The sequence below is a fragment of the Roseobacter sp. MED193 genome (assembly GCF_000152965.1).
Classification (GTDB): domain Bacteria; phylum Pseudomonadota; class Alphaproteobacteria; order Rhodobacterales; family Rhodobacteraceae; genus Pseudophaeobacter.
Map to the genome: position 1 here is coordinate 3,280,954 of NZ_CH902583.1, position 16,353 is coordinate 3,297,306.

Sequence of the window (16,353 nt, forward strand, 5' to 3'; positions counted from 1 at the left end):
AATCAAAGAGACGCGCGACGTCCTGACCTGGCCACGACAAGGCGCTGGACGCCTGGCCGCAAGGCAGGCGTCCAATGTCCTTCGCATGGCACGAAATCCGTGATCATCTCATGAAATCCTCTTCTACGCTGGGCTTCCAGCATAGCTTCGAAGCAATCAGGCGTGCGGGTCACCCCGTCGCTCAATACCGCGATCCGACCGCGTTGTTGGACTGTCTTCATCAAGGCTCCGACGGCGCGGATCACAAGAACCTGATCCTCGCGGCATTGGTCCGGGAAGCACAATCAAACGGTCCCGGTGGCGATTGCGCCCTGACGTTGATGTTGCTGTCACTCTGGCCTGGGTTGGACGCCGTCCGGCGCCGGTCGCTTTGGCGCAAGATAGGAACCCCTGATGAGGTTGCCTCGGAAATCCTCGCCCGAACCACAGAGGCGATCCGCGGCCTTGATCTGCGGCGGGTCACCCGGATTGCAGCCACCATCCTGCGAAACGTCGAGCGAGACATCATCCGAATGCGTCAGCGCGAGGACAGGCACCAGAACCTGCGCAGTGAGATCGACCCCGACGAAGTCCCGATCGATGCTGGCGTATCAAATCCTTCCGCCAGCCAGAATCTGCTGCACAGCGATCTCGCCCGCATCACCGGGAAGGATGCCGGTCTGGTGATCCGAGTGGCCATCGACGGCTTCTCCCAGGCCGAAGTCGCGACCGAATTGGGGCTGTCTGAAGCCGCAACGCGCAAACGCTATCAGCGGGCGACCCGGCGATTGCGGACTGGTTTGCAAGAAATCGGCTGACCCGATGTCCCGATCTCTGCGGCGTGGTGGCTTTTCCCATTCAGACGCCACCGCGCTCACCCCAAACCGAAAGCTGACGAGCATGATCAGAAACACCGATCCAATGTCCGAAGATCTCAAACGCATCCCAGGACTCTACCGTCGCTGGGAATTGCCGGAGATCCTGAAAAACCACCGCACTTACCGCATCGAGAAGGCTGGCACCCATCAGGATGGGACCCCGCTTGTCGCCATCTATGCCGACGGCGCCAACAACGAAACTGCCTCTCCCGACGACACCGACCCGCCCATGGTTCTGCTTGGGACGAGTTCGTCTGGGCGAGGCTAGAGGCCTGAAGAGGAGACCATGTTCATGGATATCACACCCATCGTCACGGTTCGCGCCAGCCGACCGCTTACCGAAATCGAGTTCTGCGCCTGGGTGGCGCAAGCCGCTCCCGGTGACCGGCTGGAGTATCACTGCGGCTTTCTCGTGCTCGACACTTTCGCGCTGTTTTCACGGCTCGACGATCAGGGCCGCGGCGAACTGAGCAAGCTGGCCGGGCGGGCGTTCTGGGCTGCCGAACAGGGGCTCGTGCATTTGGTGCAGGAGCGGATCGCACCGGACCAGTTCGCTTACGTCGCCATCGCCAGACCAAAGCCGAACGCGGCCTCTGTCTCGCTATCCGAGCTGTTGCTCGCCGAACAAGAGGCCGCGTGATGACCGCATTTCAATCCTTTTTCCCCGATCACGGAGACCCTTTCATGCCTTTCCCCGAGAATACCCCCACACCGGACGATTTGCCGTCCCTCAGCGCAGCCGAAATCGCGGCGCTACCGGTCGAGTTGCTGGCAATCCTGCAGCGCGAGATCGACGAGCGTCTGAAGCGCGACAAGGCCGCCAAAACACGCTTCGATGCCGGACTGGTTGTCCGCTACGCCACTCGTGCCGCCGAAGAACGGCAGGTTCAAGCCAAGGACACTGGTACGGTCCGGTTCGATGACGGTGATTTCACCGTGGTCGCCGATCTGCCGAAGCGGGTGGATTGGGATCAGGATCGGCTGGCCGATATGGTTGCGCGGATCCGCGATGCCGGGGACGATCCCGCCGAATATGTCGATCTCGCTTACAAGGTGCCGGAGCGCAAATACGTCGCCTGGCCCGAGGCGATCCGTCAGGGCTTCGAGCCCGCACGCACGGTGCGGCCCGGCACGCTGAAGGTCGAGATCCTCGCGCAGGGGGCTGACCAATGAGCCTCCCCATCATCAGCGCCGACCAGCGGCTTGCCGAACCGCGCGGCATCAAGGGCTGCATCTTCGGCAAGAGTGGAATCGGCAAAACTTCGTTGCTCTGGACCCTCGACACCGAGCGCACGCTGTTCATGGATCTCGAAGCGGGCGATCTCGCAATCGAGGGCTGGAAAGGCGATAGCATCCGCCCGCGCACATGGGCGGAATGCCGGGATTTCGCGGTGTTCATTGGTGGTCCCAACCCGGCGTTGCGCGACGAGCAGCCCTATAGCCCGGCGCATCACAAGGCGGTCTGCGACCGCTTCGGTGATCCGACAGCGCTCGATCGCTATGACACCATCTTCGTGGACTCAATCACCGTTGCTGGGCGGCTGTGCTTCGGATGGTGCAAGGGCCAGCCGGAGGCGATGTCTGAGAAGACAGGCAAGCCGGATGTGCGCGGGGCCTACGGGCTCCATGGCCGCGAGATGATCGGCTGGCTCACCCATCTGCAGCACACCCGGGCGAAGAATGTCTGGTTCGTCGGGATCCTCGACGAGAAGCTCGACGACTTTAATCGCAAAGTGTTTCAGCCGCAGATCGACGGCTCAAAGACCGGCTTAGAGCTGCCGGGGATCGTCGATGAGGTGATCACCATGGCGGAGCTGAAGGCCGACGGCGGTGATCCGTATCGCGCCTTCGTCTGCCAAACGATCAACCCTTGGGGCTTTCCGGCCAAGGATCGCTCTGGCCGCCTAGGACAGGTGGAAGAACCCCATCTCGGCCGCCTGATGGCGAAGATCCGGACGGCAGCGACGCCTCCATCCGACCGCCTGACCTACGCCCCGCCGCCTGCCGATCCGGCCGGTGCCGATCAATCCCAACCGCAATCCTGAAAATAGAAGGAGGTTCCCCATGGGTTCCTGGAACGATTTCAACGACGCGCAAAGCAACAGCAATCTCATCCCCAAGGGCACGCTGGCCAAGGTGCGCCTGACCATCCGCCCTGGCGGATTCGACGATGCCTCGCAGGGCTGGACCGGCGGTTATGCCACGCGCGGCTCGACCGGTGCTGTCTATCTCAACGGCGAGTTCACCGTGACCGAAGGTCCGTATGCCCGGCGCAAGATATTCACGCTGATCGGGCTCTTCAGTCCTAAAGGGCCGGACTGGACCAATATGGGCCGCAGCCTCGTGCGCGGCATGCTGAACTCGGCACGCGGGATTTCCGACAAGGACATGTCGGCCGAGGCGCAGGCCGCGCGGCGGATCAGCGGCTTTGCCGATCTCGACGGGATCGAGTTCATCGCCCGTATCGACATCGGCACCGATGCCAGCGGTGACGACAAGAACGAGATCCGCAGCGCGGTCACGCCCGATCATCGCGACTATGCGCAGGTCATGGGCACGGCGTCCGTGCAGTTCAGCGGTAACGCTGGACCGGGGGACACACCGCAGCAGAGTGCCTCCGCAGCGCCATCGTCCAATCCACTAGCAGCCAACCCCGGTGCTCCCGGGCGGCCGAGCTGGGCGCAGTAAGGGGGATCGGACATGCGCCTGCGCCCCCGCCAGAAAACCTTCGTCGAGCGCAGTGTTGCTGCGCTCACGTCCCGCAGCAACACGCTGAGTGTGGCTCCCACCGGCGCGGGCAAGACCATCATGCTCTCGGCGGTCACCGGCGAGATGATCGGTGACGGTGCCAAGGCCTGCGTTCTGGCCCATCGCGACGAACTCACGGCGCAGAACCGCGCCAAGTTCCAACGCGTGGTGCCGGGCGTAGCCACCTCAGTGATCGACGCGACCGAGAAATGCTGGGGCGGCGCTGTCACCTTCGCCATGGTGCCGACGTTGGCGCGAATGTCGAACCTGGCCGACATGCCGCGCCTTGATCTGCTGGTGATCGATGAGGCGCATCATGCGGTTGCGGACAGCTACCGCCGCATCATCGACCGGGTGCGCGATGCAAATCCCGACGCGAGAGTGTTCGGGGTGACGGCAACGCCGACCCGGGGCGACCGCAAGGAACTGCGTGAGGTCTTCGACAATGTCGCCGACCAGGTGCGTTTAGGCGAGTTGATCGCCTCGGGCCACCTCGTGCCGCCGCGCACCTTCGTCATCGATGTCGGCGTGCAGGAGGAATTGAAATCCGTCCGCAAGACCAGCGCGGATTTCGACATGACCGAGGTGGCGAACATCATGGACCGCGCGCCCATCACCGACGAAGTGATCCGCCACTGGACCGAAAAGGCGGGAGATCGTCAGACCGTCGTGTTCTGCTCCACCGTCGCTCACGCTGAACATGTCACCGAAGCGTTCAAGGCGGCTGGTATTTCCGCCGCGCTGATCCGTGGCGACTTGGCGGCCGAGGCCCGCAAGGCCATCCTCGCCGACTACGCGTCCGGCAATATCCGCGTGATCGTTAATGTCGCGGTGCTCACTGAGGGCTGGGATCATCCGCCGACGTCCTGCGTCGTGATGCTGCGCCCCAGTTCCTACAAATCCACCATGATTCAAATGGTCGGGCGGGGGTTGCGCACGGTCGATCCGGAAGAACATCCGGGGCTGGTCAAGACCGACTGCGTGGTGTTGGACTTCGGAACGTCGAGCCTGATCCACGGCACGTTGGAGCAAGATGTCGATCTGGATGGCAAGATCGGCACCGGTGAAGCCCCTACCAAATGCTGTCCGGCCTGCGCGGCGGAAATCCCGCTCGCCGCCACCGAATGCCCGCTCTGCGGTGAGGTTTTCCTGCAGGACGAAGGCGAGACCGGCGCGGACGCAGTGCCGCTCTCGGGTTTTGTCATGACCGAGATCGATCTGCTGAAACGGTCCAGTTTCGCATGGGTCGATCTCTTTGGGACGGACGATGCGCTGATGGCCACGGGCTTCACCGCCTGGGGCGGCATCTTCTGGATGGAGGGCGTCTGGTACGCCATTGGCGGGGCCAAGGGCGAGCGGCCACGCTTGCTGGGCGTCGGCGAACGCACCGTCTGCCTTGCGCAGGCCGATGACTGGCTGAACACCCACGAGAGCGATGAAAGCGCCTTCAAGACGCGAGGATGGCTGCGCCAGCCACCGACCGACAAGCAGCTGAAATACCTGCCGCCCGAGTGTCGCCACGACTTCGGCCTGACGCGCTATCGCGCCTCGGCGCTGATGACCTTCGGCTTCAACAAGCGCGCCATCCAGGCAGCGGTAAATGCGGTGGCTGGTCCCGAACGGAGGGCGGCATGACCCATGACCTCACCAAGTCCCATCACGGCCGAAGACCGGCGACGTCTCTGGCATCCGCGTGGAAAGCTCTGTGCTGTCTGCCGGCAACCCACGCGTGGTTTTGGCTGGCGCGATCCGGTCCGGTCGAGGCGGCCCCGGCCATCGGTCTGGTTCTGCTCGATGCCCTGCCAAGGCTTGTGGACGCATTTGGCGCGGGAGCCTTTTGCCATGGTTGACCTGACAGAAGAAGAGCGCGCCGCCGTCACCGCCACCATGAAACGCATTGCACTGCTGATGGACGAGATCGGCTGGCAGACCGCGTTCGCGGATCTGAGCGAGGCACAGGTGCGCGCCCTGATCGAGGAGGCTGTCGAAGGTTTCCGCGAGGCCATGTCCGACATCGCCCGTGCCCAGACACCGGAGGTGCCGTTCTGATGCTGGACTTCAATCACCGGCCCTCCACGGCCGAGCGGATCAACTCGCTGGTCGATGCCGCAATCATCGCCGAACGCGAGGCCACGCCGCCCCGGACCTATCTTGGTGCATCCCGCCTTGGGCATGCCTGCGAGCGCGCGCTGCAATTCGAGTTTGCCGGTGCGCCGAAGGATGACGGTGGCGATTTCAGCGGGCAAACGCTGCGGATCTTCGCGATTGGTCATCAACTCGAGGATCTGGCGATCCGCTGGCTGCGGGCCGCTGGGATCGATCTTGTCACCCAAAAACGCGATGGCGGCCAGTTCGGTTTCTCCGTCGCGGGCGGTCGTGTCCGGGGCCATGTCGATGGGATTATCGCCGATGCCCCAGCAGCGCTTGGTATGCGCGTGCCCGCGCTGTGGGAATGCAAGACCATGAACGCCAAGAACTGGCGGGCCTGTGTCAAGGACGGGGTGACTGTCTCCAAACCCGTCTACGCTGCCCAGATCGCGATCTACCAGGCTTACATGGAGCCTTCGGTGCCGGGGATATCGGCAACTCCGGCGCTGTTCACCGCCATCAACAAGGACACAGCCGAACTGCACCATGAGCTCGTCCCCTTCGATGCGGATTTGGCGCAGCGTATGTCCGACCGCGCGGTGCGGATCCTGCAAGCCACCGACGCGGGCGAATTGCTGCCGCGCATCGCCGCCAATCGCGATTTCTTCGGATGCCGGTTCTGCGCCCATGCCGAGCGGTGTTGGGGGCTGGCCACATGACCGATGAGCCCACCGATCCATCAGATTCCGAACAGGATACACCCATGCGCGACGAAACAACGCCAGATACGCCCAAGGAAAACATCGTCCATTTCAATCCGTGGCGTGACTTCAACGACGCCGCTCCGCAAATCGACGTGTTCGGGGACGAGCCGGACCCTGCGCAGATCGCCCAATTCATGCAGGTCGTCTTTGGCTATTGCGACGGCCTGATCCCCGTCCGCAGTTTCATCGACAAGGGCCAGGGCATTGACGGCCGCCCGCATAACATCTGGCTCGAGGCGGATCAGGCCGCGCCTGAAAAGATGGCGACCTTCGCCACATGGGCGTCGCGGGAGGGGGCAGCGGTCTATGTGATCCCCGGCACCGTGGCCGCGCCCGGTCAGGCCAAAGCTGCCGAGATTCTGCACATGCAGACCGTGGTCGTCGATCTGGACACCGGCGACATTGCCGCCAAGCGGGCCCATCTGGAGCGCCATCTTGGTGCGCCGACCATGGTCGTGGAAAGCGGTGGCGTGACGCCGGAGGGCCAGCGGAAAGCCCATGTCTGGTGGGCGCTGACCGAGCCCGCCGAGGGTGACGACATTCGACGCGTGACCCGTCTGCGCGGTGACATCGCGGCAAAGGTCGGCGGCGACATGCATTTCCGCTCCGCTCACCAGCCGATCCGGGTGGCAGGCTCAGTTTACTACAAGAACAGCCTGAAAACGCAGGTGCGGATCGTCGAGCTAAACGCCGACCGCGAACGCGACCTGGCCGAGTTCATGGAGGCCGTGACCGACATGCCGCCCGCGCCGGGCGTGTCCCTGCAACCCGAGTTCAGCCATCCCGACAAACCGGCGATGGACGATGTGCTGGTCACCCCGGTGCGCGAGGGGGCGCAGGACGATTGGTCCCGCTTCGAGGGCGCATCTGCTGCGATCGGGCATTTCATCCGGATGGTCCACGAGGGCCGGATGACAAAGGACGAGGGCTGGGAAGGCATCTGCGGCTACAACGCCGCAATGCTGCGGCCCCAGTGGCGCGTTGATCGGCTCAAGCGCGAGTCCGAGCGGCTCTGGGAGCGGCATGTCGAAAAATACGGACCGCCCCTGATCCGATTGGATTCCGGCGCACCGGGACCGGCCGAGATGCCCGCATTCACGCTGGGCGCGCTGCTGGACGACCAGAGTCCGATGCCGGTGGACATCATCGCGCCCCGGGTGCTGACGCCGGGCGGACTGCTGGTGCTCGGCGGCGCGCCCAAGGTCGGCAAGAGCGATCTGCTGATCTCCTGGCTCGTCCATATGGCCGCAGGTATGCCGTTTCTCGGCTTCACCCCGCCACGGCCGCTGCGGATTTTCTATCTGCAGGCGGAAATCCAGTATCACTATCTGCGCGAACGCCTGAAGCAGATCGCCCTGCCATCAGAGGTGTTGGCCGCTGCGAGGGACTCCTTCGTCGCAACGCCGAAACTGAAGATGCTGCTCGACAACGAAGGCAGCGTGCGGGTTGCCCGCGCTGTCCAAACGGCCTTCCCCGATGCGCCAGTGGACATCATCTGCGTCGATCCGATCCGGAACCTCTTCGACGGCGGACCCGATGGCGGCGGCGAAAACGACAACACCGCCATGATGTTCTTTCTGAAGGAACGGGTGGAGGTCCTGCGCGATCATATCGACCCCGATTGCGGGGTCATCCTGATCCACCACACCAAGAAGCTCAGCAAGCAGCAGGTCAAGGACGATCCCTTCCTCGCGCTTTCCGGCGCCAGTGCTCTGCGCGGCTTCTATACCTCTGGCCTGATCCTGCACCGGCCCGACGAGGAATGCTCGCAACGAAAACTGGAAATCGAGCTGCGCAACGGTCCAGCGCTGCCGCAAAAGGTCATCGACAAGATCGGCGGCCAATGGGTCGAGATCAACCCGATGAACGAGCGGCTGGTGCGCCAGGACGTCGGCGCAAAGCATGATGCCGAGCGGGACCGCAAGGGCGAGGTGATCTGCGGCCTGCTGTACGAAGAGGCCCTTCAGGGTCGAATGTACACGATGACCCATTTCGCGGAGACCTTCGAGAACACCGGGGGTCTTGGCGGGCAATCGATCATCCGCGAACGGCTGAACGTGCTGACCACGAAAGGCTACGTGAAGTTCGTCCGCGGGGCCGCTGCGACTGCGCTGGATCTGGCGACCGAGCGGAGCAAATATGGCTATCTCTGCGTCGAGACCATGCGTCTTGCAACCAGCAGAGAGCGTGTCGATTCAGGCACCGGAGAGGTCACACCGGAGCTGATCGATGTCCTGCCCAGCCACTACAAATGCCCACAGACCGGTGCCGTTCTGCCCGTCGAAAACCCGTCTGTCTGGGTCTATCGCGAGGTGGAGGACGCATGATGAAACACGCCGTTTTGCCTTCCGAAATCTGGGTGCAAAAGTCTGAAATCTGGCCAGATTTTGCAAAATCTGAAATCCTGGCGAAATCTGGAATCTGGCTTTTACCATTTGGTTTCAGCGACTTGGAAGGTCCTTTCCAGATTTTGGAAGGGGGTTTCCGAAATCTGCTCCGAAATCTGGATTTGTCTAAAAAAATTAGGGCACTATGCCAGATTTCAGATTTCAGAAAAGTCCCCCCTAAAGGGGTAGGTGTCCTCCCCGCTACAGGCGGGGAGAGCCACCACCTACCCCTGGGCACTTTCTCGGGCCGCAGTCTGGCCCGATCCACCCCTCGAGCAGCCAATCACAAAAGGAGAAAGCCCATGGCGGACCAGACCATGACCAACCCCAATCAGAACGCCGTCCAGAACGTGCCACCTGCGTTTACCAGCCAGCGCACATTGCTGGCGCTCGATCTCGGCACAACCACGGGCTGGGCGCTGCATGGCGCCGACGGGCTGATCACCAGCGGCACAGCATCGTTCCGCAATGGCCGGTTCGATGGCGGTGGGATGCGATACCTGCGCTTCACGAATTGGCTGGGCGAGTTGGAGCGGTTGTCCGGGCCTATCGCTGCCATCTGGTTCGAAGAGGTCCGTCGCCACGCGGGCACGGATGCGGCCCACGTCTATGGCGGTCTGATGGCCACGCTGACGGCATGGGCCGAGCTGCGCGGCGTGCCATACGAGGGCGTGCCAGTCGGTACGATCAAGCGCCACGCCACCGGCAAGGGCAACGCCAACAAGGACGCCATGATCGCCGCCGCCCGGGCGCGCGGGTTCAGCCCAGTTGATGACAATGAGGCCGATGCCATCGCGATCCTGCTTTGGGCCATGGAAACCCACGGAGGTGCGCAATGACCGGAATGCGCTTCACACCCAGGGGCTATGGCGGCAATCGTCGCCAGCCCGACGAGGTCAAACGGGACGGCTGGAAGGAACAAGGGCTGCTGGCCGTCGCAATTGACGATGACCGGCTGACCTGGCCTGAGCGCGAATTGGTGCGCCAGCTTGGCGAGCGCCTGTATGGCAAACTGGAACGGCAGGCGCGCCATGGGTGATTGGACAACCACACGGGTGGAGGACCGGCTGGAGAGCGCGGTCGACGTCTTCCGCAACTTGCCCGGCGTCATGCCGCAGGGCTTCTTCAACGCTTGGCCCGAGTATTTCCACAGCTTCGCGGACAAGGTTGGTCAGGAGCCGCAGATGCGGCGGCCCCGACCGGGCCCGCGCCAGATCACCGAGGCCGAGGAGGCGTTGCTCTGGCTGCGCTGGCTGGAACGGGACGATGCCCGGATCGTCTGGCTGCGTGCCGAGCGCACGCCGTGGAAACCGATATGCTGGGAGATGGGGATCAGCCGGGCGACCGCGAACCGCAGGTGGCAGTACGGAATTGCGGTCATGGTCTGGAGGCTGAACGGAAAAAGCGTTCATGAAAAGCTATCGCGCCAACATGTCATTTCTAAAGCTTGAAGTGATGTCAGCTCGCCTCAAAACGGTTTTCTGCGTGCCATCGCAGGAAATCCTTGTCTGGAAAATCGGTGGGATTGTCGGGCAAACGAAGCTTCTGCCCATTCAGGCGGCGATATTCGTTTCCGTTGTTGAAAACCGTTCGAACCCTGTCGCTGACCACAAAGCGGAAGTCGTCATCAATCATCGCGTAACCGGCATCAAACACGCTGTGAATATCTCGCCTCAAAAGAATACCGTTCGATCGAGTGTGCTGCCCTCCTTCGGCATAGGGCTTGATATGCGCCGCCTCCAGAGCAGGTAAAACTCTGCCATCTGTCAACGCGCACTGGTGCTTGTAGGCTTCTATGACAGAGATCCGGAACGATCCCTGTCCCAGGCGCGGCAAGACCAGATGGGGATCACCGAAACGTTCGGCCGTCTCAGCCATGCCGCTTGCAACCTGATGAGAAGACAAAAGCTGATCCAGTTTGTTCCAGAGGGCCGCGCCCTCTGGCTCCCCTGTCGAGAACGTCTTGCCGCCAACGATGTTTTTCGACCAGGATAAAGGAAGCTCTGACCAGTTCCGTTCGTCGAGGAACACCGGTTGCGTCAGAACCCTGCATCCGATCAAGCTTTGCGGGCTGACGCGTTCATCTTTTCGATAGTTTTGAATGAACGCGACGAAATCGGTCAGGCTTGCAACGCCGTTTGCCTGCCCGAACGCGTCCCAGGCAATCTTGATTGGCAAAATGGTTGCCGTCGATAGGACGCCGAAGCCCCCGATAATATTTCGCGGTGATTTCAATCGAAAAACAAAGAATTCGCCGGGGGTTATTGCTCGAAAATTTGTAGCGCTTGGCTGCCAGAAGTTCACTTCGGAATGTGGAGAGCTCCTATACAGAAAATCGAACCATCGGTTATCTGTGTTGGAAATGAAGAGATTGACCATGTTTCCCGAAATACCTCATGAACCCAAGGGTAAGGCTACGAGCAAGATGCCGATCTGACAAACAGGATTGTTGTCCGTCGGGCCTTGCCAACGCGCATTTGTCAACCCGTTCTGACTCTGTGAGACATTTTTCGGTGAGACATCGCGAGGCGAGACAAATCCGGCGCTGAGCGGTAAAAGTTCGATATACTCGCGAGAGAAGTGGGTGGCAGGGCGATTGTACGGGTCCTTCCTGGCCGTAAACGTATACGGGGGGGCGAGGCGCGACGCTTTCCCAGTGACACCTCACAAAATACCCGTTTCGTTTCGCTTTGACGAAAACACCAAGAAAACAAGGCCTGCCGGCCTGACAACCTGCGCCTGAAGCGAAACGGGGATCCGACCCTATTTCGCTTTCACGGCATTCCAAGGACATTCACATGGATGTGGTCGACCTGCCGCTCGAGCAGATCATTCCCTATGCGCGCAACCCGCGGAACAACGCCGAGGCTATCGCCACGGTCGCGGCCTCGATCCAGGAGTTTGGCTGGCGCCAACCCATCGTCGTGGACGAGGCGATGGTCGTTTTGGCCGGCCACACCCGGCTTGAAGCGGCGCGCAAGCTCGGCTTCAAAACAGCGCCGGTGCATATCGCGACAGGTTTGACTGCCAATCAAGCGCGTGCCTTCCGGATCATGGACAATCGCTCGGGTGAGAACGCTGAGTGGGATGAGGGGCTGTTAAACCTCGAACTCGCGGATTTGCTAGATGCGGAGTTCGACCTTGGCCTGACGGGCTTCAGCGAGGATGAGTTGAATGCGTTGATGTCCGGCTTGAAAGACGACGGTGGCCCGCAGGAAGGCGAGGACGATGTACCGGAAACACCGGAGGATCCGGTCAGCCGACCGGGCGATCTCTGGGTGCTGGGCAAGCATCGTCTGCTTTGTGGGGATGCGACGGTGGCCACAGATGTTGGGCGCGTGCTCGATGGCGTGACACCGCTTTTGATGGTGACCGATCCACCTTACGGTGTGGAATACGATCCCAGTTGGCGCAACGACACTGGCGCCGCTAAAACCAAGCGCACCGGAAAAGTGCTGAATGATGATCGTGCGGACTGGCGCGAGGCCTGGGCCTTGTTTCCAGGCGATGTGGCCTATGTTTGGCACGGGGCGTTGCATGCCACCACTGTTGCAGACAGCCTTGAAGTCTCCGGCTTCAACATTCGCTCCCAGATCATCTGGGCCAAGGACCGGTTGATTTTGAGCCGTGGGGATTATCATTGGCAACACGAGCCATGCCTCTATGCCGTGAAGAAAACCGGCAAGGGCCATTGGGCGGGCGACCGAAAGCAGACGACGCTCTGGCAGATCGCGAACAAGGATCAAGATGCCGACACGGTCCACGGGACGCAAAAGCCTGTGGAATGCATGCGCCGGCCGATCTTGAACAATTCAAGCCCGGGTCAGGCGGTTTACGAGCCGTTCATGGGATCGGGCACCACGCTGATTGCGGCCGCGACGACGGGGCGGGTCTGTTACGGCATTGAGCTGAACCCGGCTTACGTCGATGTGGCGGTTGCGCGCTGGCAGAAATTCACAGGCAAGCAGGCCATTCTTGAAGGTGGCGAGCAGAGCTTCGATGCGCTGAAATCTGAGCGTGAGGCCGCATGAAACAGTCCCGGCTCATGTCTCTGGTCGAGGCTATCACCAACGTGATCGTCGGCTACGGCGTTGCGGTTGTCACGCAGATCCTGATCTTTCCGATCTTTGGGCTGCAAACAACGTTGGGACAAAATCTTGTTATGGGCGGGATCTTCACGATCGTCAGCGTGTTCCGATCGTTCTGTCTGCGGCGGCTCTTTGAGGCTCTTAGGGTTGCGGGGCAGCGCCGTTAGTTCAGCCCAAGGCCTTTCAGGCAGCTTGCCGTATCCATCAGCTGATGGGTCGGGATCTCGACCGTAATAGTGAAGCTGTCGGCATAGGTTTTGGCGTAAACGCCACCAACGTCCATCAAGGCGGTTTCAATCTCATCGAGGATGACGGTGATGCGGCTTCGGTCGAAATGATCGGGCAGCTTGCGAATGGCGATGCGGATGGTGCTGGTTTCCATGGCGTTGGCACCGTTCATTCTGCGTATTCGCCTTCGCTGAAGGCGCTGTCGGTGATGCGCTTCAGCAGGTTTGCGTAGTGTTCGAGGGTTCCGGCATGGCCCCAGCTGACCTCGTCGGGGTGGGTGTTGAAATGCTCGTCGCTGAGCGCCTGCAGTCTGGCAAGCATCGCGTCGATCTCGGCTTTCCTGGTCATGAAGGTGTCCAGTGCGGCTTCATGATTCCGGCGCGCCTTCTCGGTGCGCAGTTGGTGGCGGGGCGTGGTTTGCGGGTTCAGGCCGGGCATCTTGGCGTCTCCTTCAGGTGCATCGTTTGTTGTCATCAGCTTCGCTCTGCGGGGGCTGCCTATCCAGTATAATCGATGCAATTTCAGTGCTTTGATCGACGCGAAGGGATTATCTTGTGTCAGCAGCGACCCAACCCATCAGCGTGATCGCTCGGCTTCTGGATCTGTCAGAACGGCGGGTCCAACAACTGAGCCGCGAAGGCGTGATCCCGAAGGCTAAGCGCGGGCAATACGACCTCATCGGGTCCGTGCGTGGCTATGTCCGCTATCTGCGTGATCAGGCCACGAAGGCGCAGGCCGGTGCGCCGGATTACGCGGCCGAGCGGGCGCGCTTTATTCGGGCGCGGGCCGACCTCGCCGAGATGGAGGCGGAGGAGAAGCGGCGCGCGCTGATCGCGGCCGAACAAATCGAGGCTGCCTGGATTGCGGTGCTTGCGCTTCTGAGAACCCGCCTGCTGGCACTGCCTGACCGGCTGGCGCCGCAGGCCTTTGACCAACCCACTGTCGGAGACACCCGGACCCTGATCCGCACTGCGATCTGCGAGGTGCTCGATGATCTCGCGCAGCCAGACATTGAACTTGAAGCCGACATTGACCTTGCAGGGGTCAGCGATCCTGAAACGGACAGTGGCGAAAGCATTGGCGGTTCTGAAGCCGCCGCCGGACTTGACGATCAGCGATTGGGCCGATCAGAACCGACGGCTGAGCTCTGAGGCCAGCGCAGAGCCGGGTCAATGGCGCACGAGCCGCGCCGAATACCAGCGCGGGATCATGGATGCGATCTCAGATCCGGCAGCGGAAAGCGTCGTGATCATGTCGAGCAGCCAAATCGGGAAAAGTGAGTCGATCCTTAATATGGTCGGCTACCACATCGACCACGATCCAGCCCCGATCATGGTGGTGATGCCGACGGAACGGGATGCGGAAACCTGGTCGAAGGACCGCTTCTCGCCGATGGCGCGGGACACGCCCTGCCTGCAGGGCAAGATCGCCGATCCGCGCTCGCGAGACGGCAACAACAAGATCCTGCACAAGCGGTTTCCGGGCGGGCATTTGACTATTGTCGGGGCCAACGCACCCTCGGGGCTTGCGAGCCGCCCGATCCGCTTGCTCTTGTGCGACGAGGTCGATCGCTATCCGTTCAGCGCAGGTGCTGAAGGCGACCCGGTCAACCTCGCGAAGAAGCGGACGGTGACATTTTGGAACCGCAAGATTGTGCTGGTCTCAACGCCGACGAACAAGGGCGCCAGCCGGATTGAGGCGGCGTTTGAGGAAAGCGATCAGCGCCGGTTTTGGGTGCCTTGCCCGACGTGTGGTCACAAACAAATCCTGACCTGGGGGCAGGTAAAATGGGACAAGGATGAAAACGGCGGCCATCGCCCTGAAACTGCGAGTTACCATTGCGCAGACTGCGACGCGCCCTGGAAGGATGAGACCCGCTGGGGTGCCATTTCCAAGGGCCGCTGGATCGCAGAGGCGCCGTTCGACGGAACGGCTGGATTCCATCTGAACGAGATCTATTCGCCCTGGGTGCGGCTAGAGGCCATGGCCAAGGCGTTTCTGTCGGCGCGTGCGGGTGGGGACGAGACCATGAAGACCTTCGTCAACACCTCGCTGGGTGAGACCTGGATGGAAAGCGGCGAGGCGCCGGACTGGCAGCGGCTTCAGGGGCTGAGAGAAGATTGGCGTGCGGGCACGGTTCCGGCGGGCGGGTTGTTTCTGACCGCGGGCGCCGACGTGCAGAAAGACCGGATTGAGGTTGATGTCTGGGCTTGGGGCAGGGGCCTGCAAAGCTGGCTCATCGATCACATCGTGATTGAGGGAGGTCCCGGAGATCAAGCATGCTGGCAGAAGTTGACCGACCTCTTGGGCCGGACTTGGGCTCACGCCAGCGGCACGCCGATGACCATCGCGCGGCTCGCAATCGACACAGGTTACGAGACTGCAGCGGTCTACGCTTGGGCGCGACAGGTCGGATTTGGGCAGGTGGCTCCCGTGAAAGGGCTTGAAGGCTTCAACCGTGCGAGCCCTGTCACGGGTCCGACGTTTGTCGATGCGACGATCGCGGGCAAACGTCTGCGAAGAGGGGCAAGGCTTTGGACGATCGCCACGTCGACCTTCAAGGCCGAGACTTACCGTTTCCTACGGCTTGATCCGCCGGAAACCAGCCCGAGGGATGAGGAAAAGTTCCCTCCCGGCTTTCTCCATCTGCCGGGCTGGGTCGACGCCGAATGGCTAAAGCAGTTAACGGCCGAACAACTGGTCACGGTCAAGAACAAGCGCGGGTTCGCGAAACTCGAATGGCAAAAACTGCGTGAACGCAACGAGGCGCTCGATTGCCGCGTCTATGCCCGCGCGGCCACTTGGATCCTCGGCGCAGACCGCTGGTCGGACGCGCGGTGGGAGGAATTGGCCGCACAGTTTGCTGTCTCTGAAGCCAAGGGCGCCGCCTCTGCCGGGGGCACGCAATCTGTACGCAAGGCACAGGTGCGCCGCGTTGCGCGGTCAACATACATGGGATGAGTGTGGGCATGGCCGATTTGGCGACACTGAAACTCCGCCGGGAGGCTCTGACTTCGCAGCGCGCCTCGGGCGTGGCCCGGGTCAGCTACGATGGAAAGACGGTGGACTATCGCAGCCTTGCCGAGATCGACCGGGCCATCGAAGCGCTGGATCGCGAGATCGCCTTGGCAGAGGGGCGGCAGATCGTGCGCCATGTCCGCGTGACAGCGACCAAAGGCCTCTGAGCGAAATG

22 protein-coding genes are annotated in these 16,353 nt (G+C 61.8%); 19 read left to right on the forward strand and 3 right to left on the reverse strand.

The window, feature by feature from the left end; genetic code table 11:
• Nucleotides 1-110: 110 nt before the first annotated feature.
• The 14 genes from MED193_RS18160 (at nt 111) to MED193_RS18220 (ending at nt 10,295) form a co-directional block, all read left to right on the forward strand.
• Nucleotides 111-797: an RNA polymerase sigma factor gene (locus MED193_RS18160; protein WP_254655469.1), complete on the forward strand. Its 687-nt coding sequence runs from the start codon at nt 111-113 to the stop codon at nt 795-797.
• Nucleotides 798-801: 4 nt separating this feature from the next.
• On the forward strand, nt 802-1,125 hold the full coding sequence (locus tag MED193_RS18165; protein WP_009811224.1) for a hypothetical protein: 324 nt from the start codon (nt 802-804) through the stop codon (nt 1,123-1,125).
• Nucleotides 1,126-1,149: 24 nt separating this feature from the next.
• Complete coding sequence (locus MED193_RS18170; protein WP_050757605.1) at nt 1,150-1,497, forward strand: hypothetical protein; 348 nt, start codon at nt 1,150-1,152, stop codon at nt 1,495-1,497.
• Nucleotides 1,497-2,030: a hypothetical protein gene (locus MED193_RS18175; protein ID WP_009811226.1), complete on the forward strand. Its 534-nt coding sequence runs from the start codon at nt 1,497-1,499 to the stop codon at nt 2,028-2,030. Before MED193_RS18170 ends, MED193_RS18175 begins: the two co-directional genes overlap by 1 nt.
• On the forward strand, nt 2,027-2,902 hold the full coding sequence (locus MED193_RS18180; protein ID WP_009811227.1) for an ATP-binding protein: 876 nt from the start codon (nt 2,027-2,029) through the stop codon (nt 2,900-2,902). The genes MED193_RS18175 and MED193_RS18180 overlap by 4 nt, the downstream gene beginning before the upstream one ends.
• Before the next feature lie 19 nt (nt 2,903-2,921).
• Nucleotides 2,922-3,545: a hypothetical protein gene (locus tag MED193_RS18185; protein ID WP_009811228.1), complete on the forward strand. Its 624-nt coding sequence runs from the start codon at nt 2,922-2,924 to the stop codon at nt 3,543-3,545.
• A gap of 12 nt (nt 3,546-3,557) precedes the next feature.
• Nucleotides 3,558-5,240 carry a DEAD/DEAH box helicase gene (locus tag MED193_RS18190; protein WP_009811229.1) on the forward strand — a complete coding sequence of 561 codons (1,683 nt, stop codon included), beginning with the start codon at nt 3,558-3,560 and terminating at the stop codon, nt 5,238-5,240.
• A complete protein-coding gene (locus tag MED193_RS22990) occupies nt 5,237-5,455 on the forward strand; it encodes a hypothetical protein (RefSeq protein ID WP_157041409.1) in 219 nt (72 codons plus the stop codon). The genes MED193_RS18190 and MED193_RS22990 overlap by 4 nt, the downstream gene beginning before the upstream one ends.
• Complete coding sequence (locus MED193_RS18195; protein WP_039967026.1) at nt 5,448-5,654, forward strand: DUF6511 domain-containing protein; 207 nt, start codon at nt 5,448-5,450, stop codon at nt 5,652-5,654. Before MED193_RS22990 ends, MED193_RS18195 begins: the two co-directional genes overlap by 8 nt.
• Nucleotides 5,654-6,412, forward strand: a complete 759-nt coding sequence (locus MED193_RS18200) for a hypothetical protein (protein ID WP_009811231.1) — start codon at nt 5,654-5,656, stop codon at nt 6,410-6,412. The genes MED193_RS18195 and MED193_RS18200 overlap by 1 nt, the downstream gene beginning before the upstream one ends.
• Before the next feature lie 44 nt (nt 6,413-6,456).
• Complete coding sequence (locus MED193_RS18205; RefSeq protein ID WP_157041411.1) at nt 6,457-8,784, forward strand: AAA family ATPase; 2,328 nt, start codon at nt 6,457-6,459, stop codon at nt 8,782-8,784.
• Between the two features lie 377 nt (nt 8,785-9,161).
• The gene (locus tag MED193_RS18210; RefSeq protein WP_368072279.1) at nt 9,162-9,683 is read left to right on the forward strand and encodes a crossover junction endodeoxyribonuclease RuvC; all 522 of its coding nucleotides are present in this window, start codon (nt 9,162-9,164) and stop codon (nt 9,681-9,683) included.
• 5 nt (nt 9,684-9,688) lie between these two features.
• Nucleotides 9,689-9,883 (forward strand): hypothetical protein, encoded by a 195-nt coding sequence (locus tag MED193_RS18215; RefSeq protein WP_039967027.1) that lies wholly within the window; start codon nt 9,689-9,691, stop codon nt 9,881-9,883.
• Nucleotides 9,876-10,295, forward strand: a complete 420-nt coding sequence (locus MED193_RS18220) for a DUF6362 family protein (protein WP_009811235.1) — start codon at nt 9,876-9,878, stop codon at nt 10,293-10,295. Before MED193_RS18215 ends, MED193_RS18220 begins: the two co-directional genes overlap by 8 nt.
• A 7-nt stretch (nt 10,296-10,302) precedes the next feature.
• On the opposite strand, the gene MED193_RS18225 is transcribed toward MED193_RS18220, so the two are convergent.
• Entirely contained in the window at nt 10,303-11,223 is a 921-nt protein-coding gene (locus MED193_RS18225; protein ID WP_009811236.1) for an HNH endonuclease, read from the reverse strand.
• A gap of 419 nt (nt 11,224-11,642) precedes the next feature.
• Between MED193_RS18225 and MED193_RS18230 the strand changes: the two genes are divergently transcribed.
• Both MED193_RS18230 and MED193_RS18235 read left to right on the forward strand, forming a co-directional pair.
• On the forward strand, nt 11,643-12,875 hold the full coding sequence (locus MED193_RS18230; protein WP_009811237.1) for a DNA modification methylase: 1,233 nt from the start codon (nt 11,643-11,645) through the stop codon (nt 12,873-12,875).
• Entirely contained in the window at nt 12,872-13,099 is a 228-nt protein-coding gene (locus tag MED193_RS18235; protein WP_039966375.1) for a hypothetical protein, read from the forward strand. Before MED193_RS18230 ends, MED193_RS18235 begins: the two co-directional genes overlap by 4 nt.
• On the opposite strand, the gene MED193_RS18240 is transcribed toward MED193_RS18235, so the two are convergent.
• Together MED193_RS18240 and MED193_RS18245 are read right to left on the reverse strand one after the other, a co-directional pair.
• Entirely contained in the window at nt 13,096-13,332 is a 237-nt protein-coding gene (locus tag MED193_RS18240; protein WP_009811239.1) for a hypothetical protein, read from the reverse strand. The genes MED193_RS18235 and MED193_RS18240 overlap by 4 nt on opposite strands.
• Entirely contained in the window at nt 13,329-13,598 is a 270-nt protein-coding gene (locus MED193_RS18245; RefSeq protein ID WP_039966379.1) for a hypothetical protein, read from the reverse strand. Before MED193_RS18245 ends, MED193_RS18240 begins: the two co-directional genes overlap by 4 nt.
• Nucleotides 13,599-13,714: 116 nt before the next feature.
• Here MED193_RS18245 and MED193_RS23290 point away from each other — a divergent pair, with 116 nt between their 5' ends.
• Genes MED193_RS23290 through MED193_RS18260 form a run of 3 tightly spaced genes read left to right on the forward strand, consistent with a single transcriptional unit; the run spans nt 13,715 to nt 16,345 of the window.
• A complete protein-coding gene (locus MED193_RS23290; RefSeq protein WP_009811241.1) occupies nt 13,715-14,311 on the forward strand; it encodes a hypothetical protein in 597 nt (198 codons plus the stop codon).
• Entirely contained in the window at nt 14,238-16,121 is a 1,884-nt protein-coding gene (locus tag MED193_RS18255; RefSeq protein ID WP_254655470.1) for a phage terminase large subunit family protein, read from the forward strand. The genes MED193_RS23290 and MED193_RS18255 overlap by 74 nt, the downstream gene beginning before the upstream one ends.
• Before the next feature lie 8 nt (nt 16,122-16,129).
• Nucleotides 16,130-16,345 (forward strand): phage head-tail joining protein, encoded by a 216-nt coding sequence (locus MED193_RS18260; protein WP_039966382.1) that lies wholly within the window; start codon nt 16,130-16,132, stop codon nt 16,343-16,345.
• The last annotated feature ends 8 nt before the right edge of the window (nt 16,346-16,353 follow it).